Here is a 21,739-nt window from a genome sequence, read left to right on the forward strand (position 1 = left end):
CATTCGCTGCTTTTATGAATTAAATTTGCAGCATATTAAACTACACATGAAATACACAACTAGACAAAGTGCCATTCTATTACTAAGCGATGGGACTATTTTTCACGGAAAATCTATCGGAATTAGCGGAACTACTTTTGGTGAAGTATGTTTTAATACTGGAATGACAGGATACCAAGAGATCTTTACTGATCCTTCGTATTTTGGACAAATCATGGTGGCTACTAATGCTCATATAGGTAACTATGGAGTTAATGATAAAGAAATAGAATCTCAAGGAATTAAGATTGCTGGTTTGGTTTGTAAAAATTTCAGCTTTAATTATTCTCGTCCCGATGCTACGGAGAGTTTGGAAGATTATTTTACGCAACAAAATTTAATCTGTATTTCGGATGTAGATACTCGTGCTTTGGTAAGTTATATTCGTGACAACGGTGCTATGAACTCGGTGATTTGTACTGATGGTACTCCCATCGAAGAATTGAAAGCGGCTTTGGCTCAGGTTCCTGATATGAAAGGATTAGAGTTGGCTTCTAAAGTTTCCACTAAAGCTCCTTATTTCTACGGAGATGAGAATGCTACTTATAAAATTGCAGCCTTAGATTTAGGTATTAAAACGAATATTCTCCGCAATTTTTCGAAAAGAGATTGTTATATCAAGGTTTTTCCTTACGATTCATCCTATGCTGATTTGGCTTCCTTTAATCCTGATGGTTTCTTTTTGTCGAATGGTCCTGGAGATCCAGATCCTTTGACGAGTGCCATTGGTGTTGCCAAAGAAATCATAGCCAATAATCAACCTTTGTTTGGAATTTGTTTAGGACATCAAGTTATTGCTTTGGCCAATGGAGTGTCTACTTATAAAATGTTCAATGGACACCGTGGAATTAATCACCCGGTTAAAAATGTGATTACTGGCAAAGGAGAGATTACGTCTCAAAACCATGGTTTTGCTGTCAATAAAGAAGAATTAGCACAACATCCTGATTTGGAAATTACGCATTTGCATTTGAATGATGAAACGGTTGCTGGAATGCGTATGAAAAATAAAAATTGTTTTTCGGTACAATACCATCCAGAGGCTAGTCCAGGTCCACATGATTCTTCGTATCTGTTTGATCAATTTATTGAGAACATGAAAAAATAATTACATCCTTTCAAGATGTTCTGAGAGCGGAGTACTAGTACTCCGCTTTTTTTATATAACATTTTGATATAATTGCGTGTTATTTCTTTTAAAACTTTGATAATCACAATTCGCCTCTACTTTTGTACTTAAAAATTACAACGTTTTCGTTAATAAGATTGGTTTTTTTTGTGTTTTGATTACGAAAGATGTAATATATTTGCGTTAAAATTATAAAGTTCAACATTATAAAAATAAATGATTATGAGTATTATCGTTACAATTCACGCAAGACAAATTTTTGATTCTAGAGGGAATCCTACTATTGAAGTTGATGTTATCACAGAAAACGGTGTTTTAGGAAGAGCAGCAGTTCCATCTGGAGCTTCTACTGGAGAACACGAAGCTGTTGAGTTACGTGATGGAGGAAAAGCGTTCTTAGGAAAAGGAGTTTTGAATGCAGTGAAAAATGTCAATACTCTTATCGCTGATGAGTTAGTAGGTACTTCTGTTTTCGAACAAAATGTATTGGATCAAATGATGATTGATTTAGATGGTACGCCTAATAAATCTAAATTAGGAGCTAATGCTATTTTAGGAGTGTCTTTGGCTGTTGCTAAAGCGGCTGCTAACGAATTAGGATTGCCATTATACCGTTACGTAGGTGGTGTATCAGCCAACACTTTGCCAGTACCGATGATGAATATCATCAACGGAGGATCTCACTCTGATGCGCCTATCGCCTTCCAAGAGTTTATGATCTTTCCAGTAAAAGCGACTTCTTTTTCTCACTCTATGCAAATGGGAACTGAAATTTTCCACAGCTTGAAAAAAGTATTGCACGATAGAGGTCTTTCTACTGCAGTAGGTGATGAAGGTGGTTTTGCACCTAACTTAGCTGGAGGTACAGAAGATGCTTTGGATACGATTAAAAAAGCAGTTGAAAATGCTGGATATACTTTTGGTGACGAAATTATGATTGCTTTAGACTGTGCAGCTTCGGAATTTTATGTAAACGGAAAATACGATTATACTAAATTTGAAGGTGAAACAGGAAAAATTAGAACTTCAGAAGAACAAGCTTCTTACTTGGCTGAATTAGCAGCTAAATATCCAATTATTTCTATCGAAGACGGTATGTATGAAAACGACTGGGATGGATGGAAATTATTGACTGAAAAAATTGGTGATAAAGTACAATTAGTTGGAGACGATTTGTTTGTAACTAATGTAGAGCGTTTGTCAACTGGTATTGAAAAAGGTATTGCTAATTCTATTTTAGTAAAAGTAAACCAAATTGGTACTTTGACAGAAACTATTGCTGCAGTAAACATGGCTAAAAATGCGGGTTATACTTCAGTAATGTCTCACCGTTCAGGAGAAACAGAGGACAATACTATTGCTGATTTAGCAGTAGCATTGAACTGTGGTCAAATTAAAACAGGTTCGGCTTCACGTTCTGATCGTATGGCTAAATACAATCAGTTGATTCGTATTGAAGAAGAGCTTGGAAACACCGCTTATTTCCCTGGAAAAAATGCATTTAAAGTAAAATAATTATATAAAATAATATTTTTTAAAGCCATTCACGGTTCGTGAATGGCTTTTTTTTTTGAATTTTAACATTTTCACTTCTATTTTCACTTTCAAATTAATATGAAATTGCCTAAATTTGAAGAATTATTATTTTAATACAGTTTATTTCCTTTTTATATTATGTCAAAAATAGCAACATTAGAAATCGATGGAAATCAATTTGAACTTCCAGTTATTGTAGGAAGTGAGAATGAAGGCGCTGTCGATATTAGTAAATTACGTGACGCTTCAGGTTTGATTACACTTGATCCAGGTTACAAAAATTCAGGTTCTTGCAAAAGTGAAATTACATTCCTTGACGGTGAGTTGGGTATTTTACGTTACCGAGGGTATTCTATCGAAGATTTGGCTGAAAAGTCTAATTTTTTAGAGGTTTCTTATTTGGTTATTTTTGGAGAATTGCCAACCGCTGAGCAATTGCATCAATTTGAGGAAGACATTAGAAAATATACTTTGGTTAACGAGGAAATGAAAAACATCATTGACGGTTTTCCAAAAACAGCGCATCCAATGGGTGTCTTGTCTGCTTTGACCAGTGCTTTGACTGCTTTTAATCCCAAGTCAGTTAATGTAGAGAACAGTAAAGAAATGTATGAGGCGGTATGTAAAACTATGGGTAAATTCTTAGTAATTGCTACTTGGACGTACAGAAAGAGTATGGGCTTCCCATTGAACTACTACGATAATACGAAAGGGTATGTAGAAAACTTCATGCGTTTGATGTTTGAATTGCCTACAGGTCCTTATGCTGCTGATCCAGTAGTTATTAATGCATTGGATAAATTATTCATTCTTCACGCTGATCACGAACAAAACTGTTCTACTTCAACCGTACGTATGGTAGGTTCTTCTCACGCTGGTTTGTTTGCTTCTATTTCTGCCGGTGTTTCTGCACTTTGGGGACCATTGCATGGCGGAGCGAATCAAGCGGTACTTGAGATGTTAGAAGAAATTTATAAAACAGGTGGTGATGCGGATAAATATTTGGCAAAAGCCAAAGATAAAAACGATCCGTTCCGTTTGATGGGATTTGGTCACCGTGTGTACAAAAACTTTGATCCAAGAGCGAAAATCATTAAGAAAGCAGCCGATGAAGTATTGGGTACTTTAGGAGTGAATGATCCTATCTTGGACATTGCTAAAAAATTAGAAGCTGCCGCTTTGGAAGATGAGTACTTCAAATCGAGAAACTTATATCCTAATGTGGATTTCTACTCTGGTATTATCTACAGAGCTTTAGGTATTCCAACCGATATGTTTACGGTTATGTTTGCTATTGGAAGGTTACCAGGTTGGATTGCGCAATGGAAAGAAATGCGTGAAAATAAAGAACCAATTGGTCGACCAAGACAAATCTACATCGGTCATCCTTTGAGAGCATTTAAACGATAATTTCAACTTCAATACATCAAGCTTCACTTCTCAGTGAAGCTTTTTTTGTTATCTTAGCCTTAGTTAAATCCCGAGTTTATGTTGCAATTGAATATAAAAGATGAAACGTCCCGTTTGCGGGCAGTGGTATTAGGGACGGCGGAGAGCAATGGGCCTACTCCCCAACCCGAAGAGGCGTATGACCCTAAATCATTGGAACATATCAAAGCAGGGACTTACCCTATTGAAGCCGATATGGTGACTGAAATGGATGCTTTTGAGGCGGTATTACAAAACTATGGGGTAACGGTTTTTCGTCCTCAACTCATCCCGAATTACAATCAGATTTTTACTCGTGATATTGGATTTGTTATTGACGATGTATTTATTAAATCTAATATTTTACCTGATCGAGAGCGTGAGCTCGATGCGATACAGTATATCATCGATCAAATTGCGCCTGCTAAAGTGGTGCGTCCTCCTGAAGAGGTTCATATTGAAGGTGGCGATGTCATGTTGTGGGGGAATTATATTTTTGTGGGGACTTATAAAGGAAGTGATTACAAAGATTATATTACTGCCCGAACTAATATGCTAGGAGTGGAGTACCTCCGTAAATTATTCCCTAATAAAATAGTTAAGGAATTCGATTTGGTTAAATCCAAAATAGAAGCCCGCGATAATGCGTTGCATTTGGATTGTTGTTTTCAGCCCGTGGGTAAAGACAAAGCTATCATTTACAAACGCGGTTTTCGTGAAGAGGCCGATTATTTGTTTTTGGTCAATTTGTTTGGGAAAGAAAATCTATTCCATATCAAACGCAAGGAGATGTATCATATGTATTCCAATGTGTTTTCTATTGCACCAGATGTAGTAGTTTCTGAACGAAAATTTACACGTTTGAACCATTGGCTTAGAGATAATGGATTTACCGTTGAAACAATTCCGTATGCTGAAATAGCGAAACAAGAAGGCTTGTTGCGTTGCTCGACATTGCCGTTGATTAGGGAGTGATCGGTTGTCGGTTGTTGGTTGTCAGTTATCAGTTATCAGTTATCAGTTATCGGTTATTGGTTATCGGTTGTCAGTTATCGGTTGTTGGTTGTTGGTTGTTGGTTGTCAGTTGTTAGTTGGCTGTTGTTTTATTTAAAATTACATTAAGATGAAAAGTCATGAAGATTTAGACATATATACAATTAGTTTGGCTCTGTTTTACGAAATTCATCCTGCTTCGTTGTTATTGCCAAAGCATGAATTGTATGAGTTGGGTAGCCAAATCAGACGATCTGCCGATTCAGTGAATTCAAATATAGTTGAAGGTTATGGCAGAAAGCGCTATAAAGCAGATTTTATCAAATTTTTAGTGTATTCTCATTCCAGTTGTTTAGAAACCAAAGCGCATTTATTCAAAATAAGGCATCTGTACGCTGGTTTAGTTCCCGATATAGATAGATTTATTACCGACTATGATGCTTTAGGTGCAAAAATCTATAAATTTATACAGTATGTTGAATCGAATTGGAAAACCTAATTCTTCTCTAGAACAAAAAACAGAAACAATACATAAAAAACTTTGTGCCTTTGCGACTTCGTGGCAAATTAGAGATTGCTTCACTGCGTTCGCAATGACAGAGAACAGAGAACAGATAACCGATAACAGAAAACAGATATAAAATATGAACCAAACTACTAACGCTGTCTTGATGATTCGCCCTGTGGCATTTCGAATGAATGAACAAACTGCTGTCAATAATTACTATCAAAAAGTGTTGGACGGATTGTTGCCTGCTACGGTAAATGCCAAAGCGCAGCAGGAATTTGATGCTTTTGTTGCTCAATTACGTGCTGTGGGTGTACAAGTGATTGTAGTTGATGATACTGCTGAGACTGATACACCAGATAGTATTTTTCCAAACAACTGGATTTCGTTTCACGAAAATGGCGATGTGGTTTTGTATCCTATGTTTGCTGAGAATCGTCGTTTGGAACGCCGAGAAGATATTCTGGATGTGCTAGAAGACGAGGGATTTGTGGTCAACGAAATTATGGACTATACTTCGGCTGAAACGGAAGGGTTTTTCTTGGAAGGAACTGGTAGCATTGTGTTGGATCGTGAAAACGGAAAAGCCTATTGTGCTTTGTCTCCTAGGGCTGATGAAGAATTGTTTATCGAGTTTTGTGAAGATTTTGAATATACCCCCGTTATTTTTGAAGCCTTTCAGACTGTTGGTGATGAACGTAAGTTGATTTATCATACTAATGTGATGATGTGTATTGGCGATACTTTTGCCGTAATTTGTGCGGATTGTATTGATGATAAAAAAGAACGCAAAATGGTCTTGGATAGTTTGCGTGGTGATGAAAAAGAAATTATTTTGATTACTGAAGCACAATTGAACCATTTTGCAGGCAATATGCTAGAAGTAGTTGGCGCTAATGAGCGTCGTTATTTGGTAATGAGTGCTTCGGCTTACCAAAGCTTGACTAAGAAACAAATAGCTCAATTAGAAGAACATCTAACTATTTTGAAAGCTAGTTTAGATACTATTGAAGCTTGTGGAGGGGGTAGTGCGCGTTGTATGATGGCTGAAATTTTCTTGCCTAAAACAACGGTTTAGTCCGAATAATTTGACACAACCGTTTCTTTTTTGATTACTTTTGCCTTTCACAATTCAAATCGATGAAAAATAAAAAAACTTTGGTGCTTGGCGCTACTACTAAACCTGAACGTTATGCTTTTAAAGCTGTCACTGCTTTGGTTGCCAAAGGCCATTCGGTATTGGCGATTGGTCAAAATGCAGGAGAAGTGGCAGGTATTAAAATTCAAACCAAAGCGTTGCCCATTAAAAGTGTGGATACGGTCAGTTTGTATCTTAATCCAGTACGTCAAAGGGAGTATTACAATTATATTATTGAGGCGCATCCTAAACGTGTTATTTTTAATCCGGGAACTGAAAATCCAGAGTTTTACCAATTGTTAGCATTGAACGATATTCAGGTGGAAGTAGCTTGTACTTTGGTTTTATTGGCAACTAATCAATATTAGGATTAATCTTTCGATATGCTTCGTTATTCGAATTGACGTGTATTGACCAACCTTCAGATTTAGGGAAGTTACTCGTTTTTAATGAAATATCACTTGTTCTCGATACGATTTTTTAGCAAAAATCACTCGAACTGACGTAGACGGATTTGCAATCTATAGACAATAATACAATATTGTTTTTTAGACTAAATTTTACTTGTTCTCGATACGATTTTTTAGCAAAAATCACTCGAACTGACGTAGACGGATTTGCAATCTATAGACAATAATACAATATTGTTTTTTAGACTAAATTTTACTTGTTCTCGATACAATTTTTTAGCAAAAATCACTCGAACTGACGTGTAATTATCATCAAAAACAAATTAAACAAGGGGTAGGATTATTCTTTTTTAAATTCACTACTTTTGCATTCATGGAATTTTCTTCAAAATTATTAGAAAAAGCAGTTAACGAAATGTCTCAATTGCCGGGTATCGGTAAGCGTACGGCTTTGCGATTGGTTTTGCATTTGTTGAAACAGCCTCAGGAGCAAACACAGTATTTGTCTCAGGCTTTGATGACCATGCGAGAAGACATCAAACATTGTACTAGCTGTAATAATATTTCCGATACTGCTTTGTGTGAAATTTGTGCCAATGTGAGTCGGAACCATCAGATAATTTGTGTGGTGGAAGACATTCGCGATGTCATGGCAATTGAAAATACAGGACAATTTAGAGGGATTTACCATGTGTTGGGGGGTAAGATTTCTCCCATTGATGGGGTAGGGCCTAGTCAGTTGTATATTAGTCCTTTGATTGATAAAGTGAAACAAGGTGGTGTGAGCGAAATCATTTTTGCGTTAAGCTCCACTATGGAAGGGGATACTACCAATTTTTATATTTACAAACAAATTATGGATTATCCAGTGGAACTGTCTACGATAGCCAGAGGAATTTCAGTAGGAGATGAACTGGAATATGCAGATGAAGTGACACTAGGGCGTAGTATTTTGCAACGGGTTCCTTTTGAAAAATCCATTACGAATAATTAAAATAAAGTCGAACGACTAATGATAGAATCAATGAAGATTACAAAAATTTGTTGCATTGGAGCAGGATATGTGGGTGGACCTACTATGGCGGTAATTGCACAAAAATGTCCGCATATTCAGGTGACGGTAGTGGATTTGAATGCTGATCGTATTGCAGCATGGAATGATGAAAATGTGGATAATATTCCGATTTACGAACCAGGCTTGAGTGCTGTTGTGGCCGAAGCCAGAGGCAGAAACCTCTTTTTTTCTACAGATGTCGAAAAAGCGATTGATGAAGCACAATTGATTTTTATTTCGGTGAATACGCCAACTAAAACCTACGGGAAAGGAAAAGGCATGGCCGCCGATTTGAAGTACATTGAGTTGTGTGCACGCCAAATAGCTCAGGTTGCCAAAGACAATAAAATTGTAGTGGAGAAATCTACTTTGCCTGTGCGTACTGCTGAGGCGATTAAAAATATTTTAGATCATACTGGAAATGGGGTGCAATTTCAAATTTTGTCCAATCCCGAGTTCTTAGCGGAAGGGACAGCGGTAGACGATTTATTGCATCCTGATCGTATTTTAATAGGTGGCGATACTAGTCCTGAAGGGCAAGAAGCAATCCAGTCTTTGGTGGATGTGTATGCGAATTGGGTACCAACCGACAAAATTCTGACGACTAATGTTTGGTCTTCGGAATTGTCCAAATTAACTGCCAATGCTTTTTTGGCACAACGTATTTCGTCTATCAATGCGTTGTCCGAATTGTGTGAAAAAACAGGTGCTGATGTGAATGAAGTAGCTCGTGCTATTGGAATGGATAGCCGCATTGGTTCTAAATTTTTGAAGTCTTCTGTAGGCTTTGGAGGTTCTTGTTTCCAAAAAGATATTTTGAATTTGGTCTATATCGCTAAGTCGTATGGATTGAACGAGGTAGCTGATTATTGGGAACAGGTGATTATTATGAACGATCATCAAAAAAGACGCTTCTCTGCTAAAATTGTCCAAACACTATATAATACGGTGGCATCCAAAAAGATTGCTTTTTTGGGTTGGGCGTTTAAGAAAGATACCAATGATACTCGCGAATCGGCAGCCATCTATGTAGCGGATGATTTGATTAATGAGCAAGCTCAGATAGCGGTGTATGATCCTAAGGTGTCTGCTGCTAAAGTAGTGTCTGATTTGGATTATTTAGAAACCCGTTCGCATGATGCGAATGTGGCTCAAGTGCAATCGTTCTCTAATCCCTATGAAGCTTGTCAAGGAGCGCATGCTATTGCAGTACTGACCGAATGGGATGAATTCACGACTTATGATTGGCAACAAATTTATGATGGAATGCAAAAACCAGCCTTCCTTTTTGACGGACGTAATTTATTGAATCGTTCTGAATTGGAAGCAATTGGGTTTGTTTATCAAGGTATTGGGGCTTAGTTGCTTTTTTAAATTGACTTTTAATAATTACTATTAATTGCGCCTTAGTGCCTTTGAAGCAAATTAAAGATTGCCTCACTGCGTTCGCAATGACAGATAATAACAATATGAACTGGTACGTACTTTATACAAAACCCAAATGGGAGAAAAAAGTTGCCGAGCAATTGCAAGCTATCGGAATCGATTGCTATTGTCCTTTGGTGACCAAAGAGCGCCAATGGTCGGATCGAAAAAAGAAGGTAGAAGTACCGTTGTTTAATTCCTATGTTTTTGTGCATTTGGAAGAGAAAGATCGTTCCTTGGTTTTTCAATCTCCGGGAGCTGTGCGGTATTTGTTTTGGTTGCAACAACCCGCTATTGTTCGCGATGAGGAAATCGCTACTATTAAAAAATGGTTGAGTTCACCTGGTATTGCTGAAATTGAAGTCAGTACCTATCAAGTTGGTGATACCATTCAAGTGGATTCAGGTCCTTTTGTGAACCAACAAGCTGTAGTGCAAGAAGTAACTGCTTCTCACTATATTTTGGTTTTGGAATCGATGGGTTGTGTTTTGAAGATGAAGCATAAGTAGGTGTTGTCGGTTGTCCGTTATCTGTTATCTGTTATCGGTTGTCAGTTGATGGTTGTCTGTTGTTAGTTCATTGTTTAATATTCGTTGTTTCAAGTTTAAAACTAATCACTATTTACTAATTACTTTTCACTTTTTTTAAACCATATAAGTCATATAAGGGAATGTAAGAAAGTCACTAAAGTTTTTTTACCATTAAGAGATTAAGAACTATTAAGTTGTAACTATTCTCAAATTGTTGTATTTCTCCCCAAGCTTCATCAATTCATATATCATATAAGGGGAACATAAGTGGAAGTACTTTGTGTTTTTCTTAGTTTCATGTTTTAAATTGGATAGTGTATTTTATGGTAGGTGTTGCGATGCTGAAACAAGTTCAGCATGACAGCCGTTTAGTGGGGTGCTATTTAAGTTGTGTTTTTTCAATCGTAAATCGTTCCGAGTCTTCGGGATTGTAAATTTAAAAACCGTATAAGTCATATAAGGGAATGTAAGAAAGTCACTAAAGTTTTTTTCATTAAGAGATTAAGAACTATTAAGTTGTAACTATTCTCAAGTTGTTCTATTTTTTTCGTGGCGGAGTTATGTACTTTATTAATTTATAAGTCATAATAAGGGAATATAAGTGGAAGTACTTTGTGTTTTTCTTAGTTTTATGTCTTAAAATTGTATGGCGTATTTCATGGTAGGTGTTGCGATGCTGAAACAAGTTCAGCAAGACAGCCGTTTAGTGGGGTGCTATTTAAGTTGTGTTTTTTTCAAGCGTAAATCTGTCTGGTGTTTCGGGATTGTAAATTTTAAAACCATATAAGTCATATAAGGGAATGTAACAAAGTCGCTTGGCTTTATTGAATATTGGGAATAAACAGTTAACTCAAATTTTGCGACAACTCGGCAAGAGATAAACTAACTAGTTGAACTAGTCACAAAAAGTGACCATTTAATTTAAAATAATTTTTCTTTTTATTTTAATAGTGTTTGTTTATTCAAGACGGTTCCCCTCTTGAGAGGGGTTAGGGGTTTGTTTTATCGTGCTAATTAATTGCTTTTGTGAGTTTTCTCAAATTCTAAAATGTAAAATTCAATAGCTCGAATTACATTTTCCATATCCCTCAAAACTTCAAAATCACTGAAACGGAGAATGTTTATTCCTAATTCATTCATTCGTTTTTCTTTTATGATGTCTTTGTTATGAACTTCTAGAATTTCATGGGAGTAACCATCTACTTCAATTCCTAATAAGAGCTCATAGCAGAAAAAATCTAAAATGTAATTGTCTATTGGTTTTTGTCTATGGAAATCGTAACCGTACATTTGTTTTCCTTTTAGTTTTAGCCAAAGGAAGATTTCTGTTTCGGTAGATTCGTTTCGGAGTTTTCTTGCTAATACAGTTAGTTTTGGGTTGTAGGGGATGATTTTTCGTTTTGACATTTGGGTTTGATTTGGGATGTTAAAGGTAATTATTTATTTTAAAAATACGCATCCCTGGCTCCTCTGAAGAGGTGAATGTACAGTGTTTCATGTACTTGAATTGTTTTATTATTGTGTATTGTTTGTTTACTATTGTAACTCAAAAACACACCCCTAGCCCCTCTCGAGAGGGGAATTGTGTAGGGTGAATAGTGCGTTTAGTAGTTTGGATGTTGGGAGTAATTGTAAGAGAATATAACACACCCCTAGCCCCTATAACTCTCGTTTTTATTTTATTTTTGGAATCGTTGAATCTTCGATTTCAAGAGGGGAACGTTCAGTGTTTCAAATGCCTGAATTGTTTTATTATCGTATGCTGTTTATTTATTATTGTAAATTGGGACACACCCCTAGCCCCTATAACTCTCGTTTTTATTTTATTTTTGGAATCGTTGAATCTTCGATTTCAAGAGGGGAACGTCTTGTAGTTAGTGAATCGTAGATCGAAACACACCCCTAGCCCCTATAACTCTCGTTTTTATTGTTTTTTTGGAATCGTTGAATCTTCGATTTCAAGAGGGGAACGTCTTGTAGTTAGTGAATCGTAAATCGGTCTGGTGTTTCGGGATTGTGCCTTGTAAATTGGTGTCACTACATTTAGTGATATTTGAATTTAATTTTAGGGTTGAATTCTTAATTTTTAATTGATTATTAGTATTTTAGGGATTTATTTTAAATGCGGGTAATTTATAATCTCTGGATAGTTTCAAAAATCAATCCGAAATCAGCTTATTTTTATTACTTTTGCTTTGCTTAAAAATTTGTCTTTTTCAGTACTCATTATGGGACTGGGAGAGGCGAAGCCGTGGAATAAAATCAAGACGTTTTAATTCAAAATTATATAGAAATTATGAGTGCTAAACAAAAAGTAGGAATCACTTTTAGTGCTTTTGATTTGCTTCATGCGGGTCATATCACTATGTTAGAAGAGGCTAAAAGACAGTGTGATTATTTGATTTGTGGATTGCAAACAGATCCTACTTTGGATCGTCCTGAAAAAAATCGTCCGGTACAGTCTGTGGTAGAGCGTTATATCCAATTGAAGGGCTGTAAGTTTGTGGATGAAATAGTACCTTATGCTACGGAACAAGATTTAGAAGATATTTTACGTTCGTTCAAGATTGATGTGCGTATTATTGGGGACGAATACCAAGATAAAAATTTTACGGGCAGAACCTATTGTGAAGAAAAAGGAATTGAACTGTATTTTAATGTACGAGAACATCGCTTTTCTAGTAGCAGCTTGCGTCAGGAAGTAGCTGAAAAACAAGCGAGAAAATAGGTTGTCGGTTGTTGGTTGTCGGTTGTCAGTTGAAATGATACGGTTGTTGAAAAAATATATAGTATGAGTTCATCTATTATACATGTTGTACTTACTGGAGGAGTGGGAAGTCGTTTGTGGCCTCTCTCTCGTAAAAGTCAACCCAAACAGTATTTAGAATTGTTTGAGGGGAAATCGTTGTTTGAAATGACTGTGGCTCGCAATAGTCATTTGGTTGATCAGGTTGTGGTGGTGGGTAATGTGGATAATTGTCATTTGAGTCGCAAGGTGTTGGAAAAAACACAAACCTCATATATTGACATTGTAGAAGCGACACCAAGAAATACCGCAGCAGCCATAGCTTTTGCTGCTTTTGCCGCTGCCCCTGATGCGATTTTGATTGTTACTCCTTCGGATCATATCATTGATGAAATGGAAGCCTACACTAGTGCAATCACGGAAGCTATTGCCAAGGCTCAGAACAATTATATCGTTACTTTTGGGATTGTTCCCACTAAACCTGAAACGGGTTTTGGTTATATTGAGTACCGTGGCGACACCGTACTTGCCTTTCGTGAAAAACCGAATAAAGCTACGGCTATTGATTTTATTTCTAGAGGTAATTTTTTGTGGAATAGCGGTATGTTTTGTTTCAAAGCCAGCGTTCTGTTAGATGAATTAAAAGCTTTTGAGCCTGAGGTGTATGCTAAAGCCCAACAAGCTTGGGAAGCCAATCAAGCAGGGCAATTGGATTACGATTTATCCATGGCTATTCCGTCTATTAGTATTGACTATGCCGTGATGGAACGTTCTAAAAAAATAAAAGTTGTGGCTTCGCAATTTGCTTGGTCTGATTTGGGCTCGTTTGAGTCGGTGTATGATTATTTAGTCGCTCAAGGTCATCCCGTGGATGCCCAAGGGAATATGGTGATTGGTACGGATGTTTTTTCGACTTTTATTGGATTAAAGAATACCATTTTTGTCAGTACGCCTGATGCTAATTTGATTTTGCAAAAAGAACAATCACAAGATGTAAAATACATCTACAATGAGCTGGAACGACAAGGCTCTGATTTGTTGAATTAAAAAAATAATTTACGATATACGATATACGATGTACGATGTACGATGTACGATTTACGAAGTTAAAGATTAATAAGAGGAACATAGATTGAAGAAATTAAATTAATTTACGATATACGATTTACGAAATACTAATATAAAATATGAAAAAATTACTCTTTATCGCCTTTTTGTTTTTTGCGTTGACGCCAACCCATTCAGTCGTTGCTCAAGACTTATTAAAAGGGCAAAATTTAAGTACACTTAAAGTGGATTATTTGTCCGATGCTGATTTGGCTAAATTGCGTATACAATTACAAAATAATAATATGACGATTGACCAGGCGGAACCAATGGCTTTGGCTAAAGGGATGCCGGCAGCTGAATTTGCTAAATTAAAGGCGCGTTTGGGAACTCCTATGGCAGCCAATACCAAAAAAGGGAATGCTACTGAAAGTACAGAAATTTTAGGAAGAGTGCAAGATCCTATTGTCAATACCAAGGTCAAAGACGAAGCCAACGCTTTGGTGTTTGGATCAGAATTGTTTGATACACCTACCTTGAATTTTGAGCCCAATTTGAAATTGGCTACTCCAGTGAATTACGTTTTAGGACCAGGTGACGAATTGCAAATTAGTGTCTATGGTATCCAAGAGTTTAGCGATGCGGTTCCAGTAACCGTAGAAGGAAAAGTGAACATTCAGTACGTAGGGCAAATTGCTGTTTCTGGAATGACCATTGAAGCGGCTACCGTAAAAATTAAAAATGCCATTGCAAAAGTATACAGCACAGTTCGTTCGGGACAATCACAGGTTGGAGTGAGTTTAAGTCGTATTCGCACTATCAAGGTTACTTTGATTGGGAGTAAACAACCGGGTAATTATTCGGTTTCCTCTTTAGCAACGGTGTATAATGCTTTATTCTTGGGTGGTGGTCCAGCTCAAAATGGCAGTTACCGTAATATTGAATTGATTCGCAACAACAAAGTATACCGTACCATTGATTTGTACCGTTTTTTGGTGAATGGTAATCAGTCGGATAATATAGGATTGAAAGACAATGATGTGATTCGCATTCCAGCCTATACCCAACGCGTGACTTTAGAAGGTCAATTGCAACGTCCTGGTATTTTCGAAATGAAAAAAGGCGAAAGCTTTAGCGATTTGGTTCGTTTTGCTTCCGGATTTACGGATGTGGCTTTTACGGCTTCGGTATCGGTTTTACAAAAAACAAGCAAAGAATTCAAAGTACGTGATGTCAAAGCCGCTGAATTTGCTAGTTATACCCCACAAGCGGGTGATGTGATCACGGTCAATCGAATTTTGAATCGTTTTCAAAATCGTATCAGTATTCAAGGAGCAGTTTTTCGCCCTAATACCTATTCGTTTTACGAAGGTATGCGCATTGCTGATTTGGTAGCCAAAGCCGATGGTTTGAAAGAAGATGCTTATATGACTCGTGCCACAATTGTAAGAGTGAAAGACGATTTAACCAAAGAAACTGTTTCAGTAAATTTAGCGAAAGCCTTATCGGGTGATTCTCAAGCGAATATTGTCTTAGACAAAGAAGATGTAGTGACTGTCTATTCTATTTTGGATTTCAAAGAAGAATACAAAGTAACCATTGATGGCGAAATCAAACAACCAGGAGAATACGATTTTCATCCCGCTTTGACCTTGAATGATTTATTAGTGCAAGCTGGCGGATTAATTGGATCGGCCTCTAAAAGAGTAGAAGTTGCACGTATGATTCAATCAGAAGACATTGATAATACCAATACCGCTCGTGCGGAATTGTTCAATATCGAAATTACTCCAACAAACAACGAACAAGCTCAAAACTTTGTGCTAGCCCCTTTTGATGTAGTGAACATTCGCAAGATGGCGGTCTATGAAAAACCAGAGATGGTAACCGTATCTGGAGCTGTTACCTATGGAGGGAAATACGTATTGGCAGATAAAAAAGAAAAAGTATACAGTCTGATTCAACGCGCTGGTGGCTTAACGCCTTTGGCCAATGCAAAAGGAGTAAAAATCAAACGCCCGATTTCGGCCAAACAAATTGAAGATTTAGAAAATGTCAATATTGACTTATCTAAAAATGTAATCGATGCTACAATTACTAAAAAAGATACTGTTAAGAATAAGGCGGTTAAGAAATTAAAAGAAGAACTGAAATATGCTACCATTCCTGTGGATTGGGATCGTGTTGTACGTAATCCGAATAGTCGTACTAATATTACTTTGCTTCCTGGAGATGAAATTGAGGTAGCCGCGTTTAGTGAGAGTGTGAAAGTAACGGGTAATGTGTTGTTGACTTCGGAAATACCGTATAATAGCGGCAGAGGAATCAATTATTATTTGAATGCTGTGGGAGGAACCGATGCTAAAGCTTGGAAGAAAAAAGCCTATGTGATTTACCCTAATGGAAAAGCAGCGGTAACCGGATCCTTCTTATTTTTCAAATCGTATCCTAAAGTGACACCTGGATCTCAGATTATTATTCCTGAAAAGCCAGAAACCAAGAAGATGAGTACGGGAGAATGGGTGAGTATTGGTAGTGTGATGACGAGTTTGGCGTTGTTGATTGTAACGGCGTTTAAATAATTTACGATATATGAGGTACGATTTACGAAGTACGATATACGATTTAATAATGTACCCATTTGAAAATGTATCAATTCGTGTGTACGAAATAAGAGGCAATAGCCATTAGGCAATAGGCAATAGAAAAGTACTTAGTATTCAGTTATTAGTGCTCAGCATAAACTAAAATATGTAGTTTTTAAATTTACAAAGTATGATTTAGAAATGTACTAATTTGAAAATTTGAAAATGTATCAATTCGTGAATACGAAATAAGAGGCAATAGCCATTAGGCAATAGGCAATAGAAAAGTACTTAGTATTCAGTTATTAGTGCTCAGCATAAACTAAAATATGTAGTTTTTAAATTTACAAAGTATGATTTAGAAATGTACTAATTTGAAAATTTGAAAATGTATCAATTCGTGTAAGTAGCACTACACGTTCCCCTCTTGAGAGGGGTTAGGGGTGTGTTAAAGATGTACGAGATATGAAGTACGATTTACGAAGTAGAAAATTTAATCCCGACGCTTCGGGACAACATTAGAACAACGAATGCTTACTTGAGATTGCCTCACTGCGTTCGCAATGACAGGCGACCTATAGACGCTATCAGATAAGAATTAATATAAAATCTGCGAATTAGTGATTGCGTCACTGCGTTTGCAATGATAGACGACCGATAAACGCTATTAGATAAGAATTAATAAAAAATCTTCTAATTAAAGATTGCGTCACTGCGTTCGCAATGACAGACAACCGATAACCGACAACCACTAAACAATAATGTCTTACAAACTTCAAGCTTTTATCAATAAAGAAAAATGTATTTCCGTAACTGGATTAGGTTACGTTGGATTGCCTTTGGCATTGGAGTTAGCGAAGCATTTTAAGGTTATTGGATTTGATATTAATCAGGAGCGTATTGCGTTGATGCAAGAAGGGATTGATCCGTCTAAAGAATTAGATGCTACTGCTTTTGAGGGTTGTGATATTACTTTTACGGCTGATGTTGTAGATTTACAACAGGCCCATTTCCATATTATAGGGGTGCCTACGGATATTGATTCCAATAAGGTACCGAATTTAAATCCGCTATTAGGTGCTACTAAAAGTGTGGCTTCGGCCTTGAAAAAAGGGGATGTGGTGGTGTATGAATCCACCGTATATCCCGGTTGTACCGAAGACGATTGCTTGCCTATCTTGGAATCCGTTTCGGGATTGCAAGGGGGTGTTGATTTTAAATACGGGTATAGTCCAGAACGTATTGTTCCGGGGGATAAGGTTCGTACTTTGACTACTATTTTAAAAATAGTTTCGGGTAATGATGTCGAAGCCTTGGAATTGATTGCGGCGGTTTATGGTAGCATTATTAAAGCGGGATTGCATCGTGCGGAATCCATCAAAGTAGCTGAAGCTGCTAAGGTGATTGAAAATACCCAACGCGATATTAATATTTCGTTAATGAACGAATTGGCTATTATTTTTGATAAAATGGGCATTGATACTCAAGCCGTGATTGCTGCTGCAGGGACTAAATGGAATTTTCATCCGTACCAACCTGGTTTGGTAGGAGGACATTGCATTAGTGTGGATCCCTTTTATTTGATGCACAAAGCCAAAATGATTGGCATTGAACCTCAGGTGATTGCAGCAGGTCGTAGGGTGAATGATTTTATTCCGTCGTTTATTGCCAAACGCATTGTACAATCGTTGATTGAACAAGATAAAAATCCTGGGAAATCGAGAGTTTTGGTGATGGGCATTACCTTCAAAGAAGAAGTGTCTGACATTCGCAATTCGAAAGTAGTTGATTTAATCAAAGAGCTAGAAGATTATTCGATTGCCGTTGATGTGATTGACCCTTTTGGAAGTCCAGTAGAATTAGCACACGAATACAATATTCATTTGAAAGCGGCACCCGAAGGACAATACGATAGTATTGTTTTGGCTGTAGGGCACCAAGTGTATCGTAGTATGCAACCATCTGACTTTGAAGTCTTGTCTAACGGACCTGTTTATCTTTTTGATATTAAAGGAGTATTGAAGCAGGAAGAGTATGTGAATTATTGGAGATTGTAAGATATACGAGGTACGAAGTACGATATACGATATATTAAGTACGATATACGAGGTACGATGTTTGAAATGTACTAATTTGAAAATATAGCAATTCGTGTATACAAAATAAGAGGCAATAGCCATTAGGCAAAAGGCAATAGAAAAGTGATCAGTATTCAGTTATTAGTGCTCAGCATAAACTAAAATATGTAGTTTTTAAATTTACAAAGTATGATTTAGAAATGTATTAATTTGAAAATGTACCAATTCGTGTAAGTAGCACTACACGTTCCCCTCTTAAAATCGAAGATTCAACGATTCCAATACAACAATAAAAACTAGAGTTATAGGGGTTAGGGGTGTGTTACAATTTACGAAGTACGAAGTACGATTTACGAAGTTTAACCAATACAACTAAAGATTGCTTCACTGCGTTTGCAATGATAGACGACCAACAATTGAATACGATAAGAGCTTATCACAATTTGTGATAACTTTTACAATCAAAAGTTTCTATTTAATGAAACTTAAATTATATTTGTTCTCAATAATAAAAAAAGATGAAGCCCCTTTTTGAAATTCTTTTTTTAGAAGACGCATTTGAGTTTTTGAAACAATTAGATCGAAAGCATTACGAGAAAGTGCTGTACAATATCCGTCGTGCACAAAATGAAACCAATTCTGATTTATTTAAGAAATTAACTAATGATATTTGGGAGTTTCGAACTTTGTATCATGGATTGCAATACAGACTTCTTGCTTTTTGGGACAAAACAGCAGCAACAGAAACCGTAGTTATTGCTACACATGGGTTCATAAAAAAACAAAGTAAAGTCCCTGACAAAGAAATTCAGAAAGCCATTCGATTGAAGATTCATTATTTTGAAGAACAACAAGTAGCAAACAAGAAAAAATGAAAACATATACCTTAGATCAAGTACAAGATGAACTTATCGGTAAGATAGGTACTGTATCGCGTGATATTTTTGAGTATGAACTTCAGATGGACTTAATTGGCAAGGCAATCAAGCAGACTCGAAAAGAAAGAAATTTAACCCAAGAAGAACTTGGAAAATTAATTGGAGTTCAGAAAGCTCAGATATCTAGAATTGAAAATAATGCTAGTAATGTTACCATGGATACCTTATTGCGCGTTTTTACTGCATTAAAAGCAACGGTTAAATTACAGATTGAATTGCCTAATTTGAATATTAGCGTGGGCTAGGATTTGGATTTACGAAGTACGATATTAGATATACGATTTTAGCTTCGCTCCGTTCGGCTTCGCCTCGGGTCGATATGGGAATGTATCAATTTGAAAATGTAGCAATTCTTGTAAGGAGCACTACACGTTCCCCTCTTGAGAGGGGTTAGGGGTGTGTTAAAAATATACGATATACGAAGTTCAAAAAAAATGTGCCAATTTGAAATGTATCAATTTAGTTATTTGAAAAGCTAGTTTTTTATTAATAAACATATAAAATACTATTACCATAAAATGCCCCCTATGGAAAATAATATACTAATTCCTTATACATCAGGAATTGAATCGCAACCTATTGATGTATTAATTGAAAACGACACTGTTTGGCTTACTCAATTGCAAATGGTACAATTGTTTCAATCCACCAAACAAAATATTAGTTTGCATATTGCTACTATTTTTAAAGAGGGAGAATTAGAAGAAAATTCAACTGTCAAGGAATACTTGACAGTTCAAAATGAAGGAGAACGAAAAGTTAGTCGAAAAATTAAAATATACAATTTAGATGTAATCATTTCAGTAGGGTATCGAGTTAAGTCTAAAACAGGGACACAATTCAGAATTTGGGCAAACAAAATCTTAAAAGACTATTCCCAAGTAAATTAAAAATGGATAAACGATTTACAGATATTATTCAATTGATTAAGCATTCTAGATCGAATGCAATAAGAGCTGTAAATGCAGAACTTATCAATCTCTATTGGAATATAGGAAAATACATTAGCAATAAATTAATACAGTCCGAATGGGGAGATGGTGTAGTAACCGAATTAGCTAAATATATTCAACAATCAGAACCTGAAATAAAAGGATTCTCTGATAAAAATATTTGGAGAATGAAACAGTTTTATGAAACTTATAAAGATTTTCCAAAACTCGTACCAGTGGTGAGAGAAATTAGTTGGACTCACAATATGCTTATATTTTCAAGGTGCAAAACGATAGAAGAAAAAGAGTTCTATTTAAAACTCGTTCAAGAAGAGAATTATAGCAAAAGAGAATTAGATCGACAGATTTCGGCAAGTTATTTCGAGCGAAACATGCTCGAAAACTCAAAATTATCGACAATGTTGAGAGAAAGTAAAAAAGACACAGAAGCACTATTCAAAGATAGTTATGTTTTTGAATTTTTAAATTTATCTGAACCTTACACCGAAAGGGAGTTACAACATGGACTAGTAAGACAAATGAAAAATTTTATACTAGAACTAGGAAAAGATTTTGTATTTATTGGAGAGGAATACAAATTACTTGTTGGGAACAGTGATTTTTTTCTCGATCTACTTTTTTATCATCGTGGATTACAATGCTTGGTTGCCTTTGAATTAAAGACCGATAAATTTAAACCAGAGCACTTGGGACAACTCAATTTTTATTTAGAAGCTTTAGATCGTGATGTAAAAAAAGATAATGAAAATCCGAGTATCGGTGTTTTGTTATGTAAAGACAAAGACAATGAAGTAGTAGAATACGCATTAAGTAGAAGCCTTTCTCCAACTATGATAGCTGAATATACTACGCAATTGCCAGATAAACAACTTTTACAGAAAAAATTACACGACTTATTTGATCATTAGTAATTTAATAATATAACAATTCGTGTACCTTACACTACACGTTCTCCCTCTTGAAATCGAAGATTCAACGATTCCAAAAACACAATAAAAACCAGATTTATAGGGGTTAGGGGTGTGTGAAAAATTACGAGGTACGATTTAGGATATACGAATTTCATAAATGTACCAATTTGAAAATGTAGCAATTCATGTAAATAGCATTATAATTATAAGAACACAGATTGAAGAAATTAAAGAAATAATTTACGATATGGGAATGTACCAATTTGAAAATTTAGCAATTCTTGTAAGTAG

19 protein-coding genes are annotated in these 21,739 nt (G+C 36.1%); 18 read left to right on the forward strand and 1 reads right to left on the reverse strand.

The features are described from left to right. Nucleotides 1-46: 46 nt before the first annotated feature. The 10 genes from carA to Q0L65_RS11205 all read left to right on the forward strand — a co-directional run bounded on the left by carA (nucleotide 47) and on the right by Q0L65_RS11205 (nucleotide 10,169). Nucleotides 47-1,147, forward strand: coding sequence for a glutamine-hydrolyzing carbamoyl-phosphate synthase small subunit (carA, locus tag Q0L65_RS11160; protein WP_296686333.1), 1,101 nt, complete (start codon nucleotides 47-49; stop codon nucleotides 1,145-1,147). A gap of 243 nt (nucleotides 1,148-1,390) precedes the next feature. After that, the gene (eno, locus tag Q0L65_RS11165) at nucleotides 1,391-2,683 is read left to right on the forward strand and encodes a phosphopyruvate hydratase (RefSeq protein ID WP_296686335.1); all 1,293 of its coding nucleotides are present in this window, start codon (nucleotides 1,391-1,393) and stop codon (nucleotides 2,681-2,683) included. A 159-nt stretch (nucleotides 2,684-2,842) separates the two neighbouring features. Then, nucleotides 2,843-4,114: a citrate synthase gene (locus tag Q0L65_RS11170; protein ID WP_296686337.1), complete on the forward strand. Its 1,272-nt coding sequence runs from the start codon at nucleotides 2,843-2,845 to the stop codon at nucleotides 4,112-4,114. Between the two features lie 78 nt (nucleotides 4,115-4,192). After that, on the forward strand, nucleotides 4,193-5,107 hold the full coding sequence (locus Q0L65_RS11175; RefSeq protein WP_296686338.1) for an arginine deiminase family protein: 915 nt from the start codon (nucleotides 4,193-4,195) through the stop codon (nucleotides 5,105-5,107). 148 nt (nucleotides 5,108-5,255) lie between these two features. After that, nucleotides 5,256-5,624 carry a four helix bundle protein gene (locus Q0L65_RS11180; RefSeq protein WP_296686339.1) on the forward strand — a complete coding sequence of 123 codons (369 nt, stop codon included), beginning with the start codon at nucleotides 5,256-5,258 and terminating at the stop codon, nucleotides 5,622-5,624. A 145-nt stretch (nucleotides 5,625-5,769) separates the two neighbouring features. Then, nucleotides 5,770-6,711 (forward strand): citrulline utilization hydrolase CtlX, encoded by a 942-nt coding sequence (gene ctlX / locus Q0L65_RS11185; protein WP_296686341.1) that lies wholly within the window; start codon nucleotides 5,770-5,772, stop codon nucleotides 6,709-6,711. Nucleotides 6,712-6,773: 62 nt separating this feature from the next. Further along, nucleotides 6,774-7,139: a CoA-binding protein gene (locus tag Q0L65_RS11190; protein WP_296686344.1), complete on the forward strand. Its 366-nt coding sequence runs from the start codon at nucleotides 6,774-6,776 to the stop codon at nucleotides 7,137-7,139. A 415-nt stretch (nucleotides 7,140-7,554) separates the two neighbouring features. Further along, complete coding sequence (gene recR, locus Q0L65_RS11195; protein WP_296686346.1) at nucleotides 7,555-8,175, forward strand: recombination mediator RecR; 621 nt, start codon at nucleotides 7,555-7,557, stop codon at nucleotides 8,173-8,175. Between the two features lie 30 nt (nucleotides 8,176-8,205). Further along, complete coding sequence (locus tag Q0L65_RS11200; protein WP_296686348.1) at nucleotides 8,206-9,597, forward strand: UDP-glucose 6-dehydrogenase; 1,392 nt, start codon at nucleotides 8,206-8,208, stop codon at nucleotides 9,595-9,597. Nucleotides 9,598-9,704: 107 nt separating this feature from the next. Next, nucleotides 9,705-10,169, forward strand: a complete 465-nt coding sequence (locus Q0L65_RS11205; RefSeq protein WP_296686350.1) for a UpxY family transcription antiterminator — start codon at nucleotides 9,705-9,707, stop codon at nucleotides 10,167-10,169. Between the two features lie 1,035 nt (nucleotides 10,170-11,204). Here Q0L65_RS11205 and Q0L65_RS11210 read toward each other — a convergent pair. After that, on the reverse strand, nucleotides 11,205-11,597 hold the full coding sequence (locus Q0L65_RS11210) for an endonuclease domain-containing protein (RefSeq protein WP_296686352.1): 393 nt from the start codon (nucleotides 11,595-11,597) through the stop codon (nucleotides 11,205-11,207). Nucleotides 11,598-12,486: 889 nt separating this feature from the next. Here Q0L65_RS11210 and Q0L65_RS11215 point away from each other — a divergent pair. The 8 genes from Q0L65_RS11215 to Q0L65_RS11250 all read left to right on the forward strand — a co-directional run bounded on the left by Q0L65_RS11215 (nucleotide 12,487) and on the right by Q0L65_RS11250 (nucleotide 21,445). Beyond that, nucleotides 12,487-12,918 carry an adenylyltransferase/cytidyltransferase family protein gene (locus Q0L65_RS11215; protein ID WP_296686355.1) on the forward strand — a complete coding sequence of 144 codons (432 nt, stop codon included), beginning with the start codon at nucleotides 12,487-12,489 and terminating at the stop codon, nucleotides 12,916-12,918. 63 nt (nucleotides 12,919-12,981) lie between these two features. Continuing rightward, nucleotides 12,982-13,983, forward strand: a complete 1,002-nt coding sequence (locus Q0L65_RS11220) for a sugar phosphate nucleotidyltransferase (RefSeq protein WP_296686357.1) — start codon at nucleotides 12,982-12,984, stop codon at nucleotides 13,981-13,983. A gap of 140 nt (nucleotides 13,984-14,123) precedes the next feature. Beyond that, a complete protein-coding gene (locus tag Q0L65_RS11225) occupies nucleotides 14,124-16,565 on the forward strand; it encodes an SLBB domain-containing protein (protein ID WP_296686359.1) in 2,442 nt (813 codons plus the stop codon). Nucleotides 16,566-17,329: 764 nt separating this feature from the next. Further along, the gene (locus Q0L65_RS11230) at nucleotides 17,330-18,625 is read left to right on the forward strand and encodes a nucleotide sugar dehydrogenase (protein WP_296686361.1); all 1,296 of its coding nucleotides are present in this window, start codon (nucleotides 17,330-17,332) and stop codon (nucleotides 18,623-18,625) included. Nucleotides 18,626-19,164: 539 nt separating this feature from the next. Continuing rightward, the gene (locus Q0L65_RS11235) at nucleotides 19,165-19,521 is read left to right on the forward strand and encodes a type II toxin-antitoxin system RelE/ParE family toxin (protein WP_296686362.1); all 357 of its coding nucleotides are present in this window, start codon (nucleotides 19,165-19,167) and stop codon (nucleotides 19,519-19,521) included. After that, nucleotides 19,518-19,829: a helix-turn-helix transcriptional regulator gene (locus tag Q0L65_RS11240; RefSeq protein ID WP_296686364.1), complete on the forward strand. Its 312-nt coding sequence runs from the start codon at nucleotides 19,518-19,520 to the stop codon at nucleotides 19,827-19,829. The genes Q0L65_RS11235 and Q0L65_RS11240 overlap by 4 nt, the downstream gene beginning before the upstream one ends. 282 nt (nucleotides 19,830-20,111) lie before the next feature. Continuing rightward, complete coding sequence (gene rhuM / locus Q0L65_RS11245) at nucleotides 20,112-20,474, forward strand: RhuM family protein (protein WP_296686366.1); 363 nt, start codon at nucleotides 20,112-20,114, stop codon at nucleotides 20,472-20,474. Nucleotides 20,475-20,476: 2 nt separating this feature from the next. After that, nucleotides 20,477-21,445, forward strand: coding sequence for a PDDEXK nuclease domain-containing protein (locus tag Q0L65_RS11250; RefSeq protein ID WP_296686368.1), 969 nt, complete (start codon nucleotides 20,477-20,479; stop codon nucleotides 21,443-21,445). The last annotated feature ends 294 nt before the right edge of the window (nucleotides 21,446-21,739 follow it).

Source organism: Flavobacterium sp. (genome assembly GCF_024642105.1).
Classification (GTDB): Bacteria; Bacteroidota; Bacteroidia; order Flavobacteriales; family Flavobacteriaceae; genus Flavobacterium.

Coding starts and splice junctions, on each gene's coding strand:
- Q0L65_RS11215 (WP_296686355.1), top strand. CDS start 12,487: ATGAGTGCTAAACAAAAAGTAGGAATCACTTTTAGTGCTTTTGATTTG.
- Q0L65_RS11240 (WP_296686364.1), top strand. CDS start 19,518: ATGAAAACATATACCTTAGATCAAGTACAAGATGAACTTATCGGTAAG.
- Q0L65_RS11205 (WP_296686350.1), top strand. CDS start 9,705: ATGAACTGGTACGTACTTTATACAAAACCCAAATGGGAGAAAAAAGTT.
- ctlX (WP_296686341.1), top strand. CDS start 5,770: ATGAACCAAACTACTAACGCTGTCTTGATGATTCGCCCTGTGGCATTT.
- recR (WP_296686346.1), top strand. CDS start 7,555: ATGGAATTTTCTTCAAAATTATTAGAAAAAGCAGTTAACGAAATGTCT.
- Q0L65_RS11230 (WP_296686361.1), top strand. CDS start 17,330: ATGTCTTACAAACTTCAAGCTTTTATCAATAAAGAAAAATGTATTTCC.
- Q0L65_RS11220 (WP_296686357.1), top strand. CDS start 12,982: ATGAGTTCATCTATTATACATGTTGTACTTACTGGAGGAGTGGGAAGT.
- carA (WP_296686333.1), top strand. CDS start 47: ATGAAATACACAACTAGACAAAGTGCCATTCTATTACTAAGCGATGGG.
- Q0L65_RS11235 (WP_296686362.1), top strand. CDS start 19,165: ATGAAGCCCCTTTTTGAAATTCTTTTTTTAGAAGACGCATTTGAGTTT.
- Q0L65_RS11170 (WP_296686337.1), top strand. CDS start 2,843: ATGTCAAAAATAGCAACATTAGAAATCGATGGAAATCAATTTGAACTT.
- Q0L65_RS11190 (WP_296686344.1), top strand. CDS start 6,774: ATGAAAAATAAAAAAACTTTGGTGCTTGGCGCTACTACTAAACCTGAA.
- eno (WP_296686335.1), top strand. CDS start 1,391: ATGAGTATTATCGTTACAATTCACGCAAGACAAATTTTTGATTCTAGA.
- rhuM (WP_296686366.1), top strand. CDS start 20,112: ATGGAAAATAATATACTAATTCCTTATACATCAGGAATTGAATCGCAA.
- Q0L65_RS11250 (WP_296686368.1), top strand. CDS start 20,477: ATGGATAAACGATTTACAGATATTATTCAATTGATTAAGCATTCTAGA.
- Q0L65_RS11225 (WP_296686359.1), top strand. CDS start 14,124: ATGAAAAAATTACTCTTTATCGCCTTTTTGTTTTTTGCGTTGACGCCA.
- Q0L65_RS11180 (WP_296686339.1), top strand. CDS start 5,256: ATGAAAAGTCATGAAGATTTAGACATATATACAATTAGTTTGGCTCTG.
- Q0L65_RS11210 (WP_296686352.1), bottom strand. CDS start 11,597: ATGTCAAAACGAAAAATCATCCCCTACAACCCAAAACTAACTGTATTA.
- Q0L65_RS11175 (WP_296686338.1), top strand. CDS start 4,193: ATGTTGCAATTGAATATAAAAGATGAAACGTCCCGTTTGCGGGCAGTG.
- Q0L65_RS11200 (WP_296686348.1), top strand. CDS start 8,206: ATGAAGATTACAAAAATTTGTTGCATTGGAGCAGGATATGTGGGTGGA.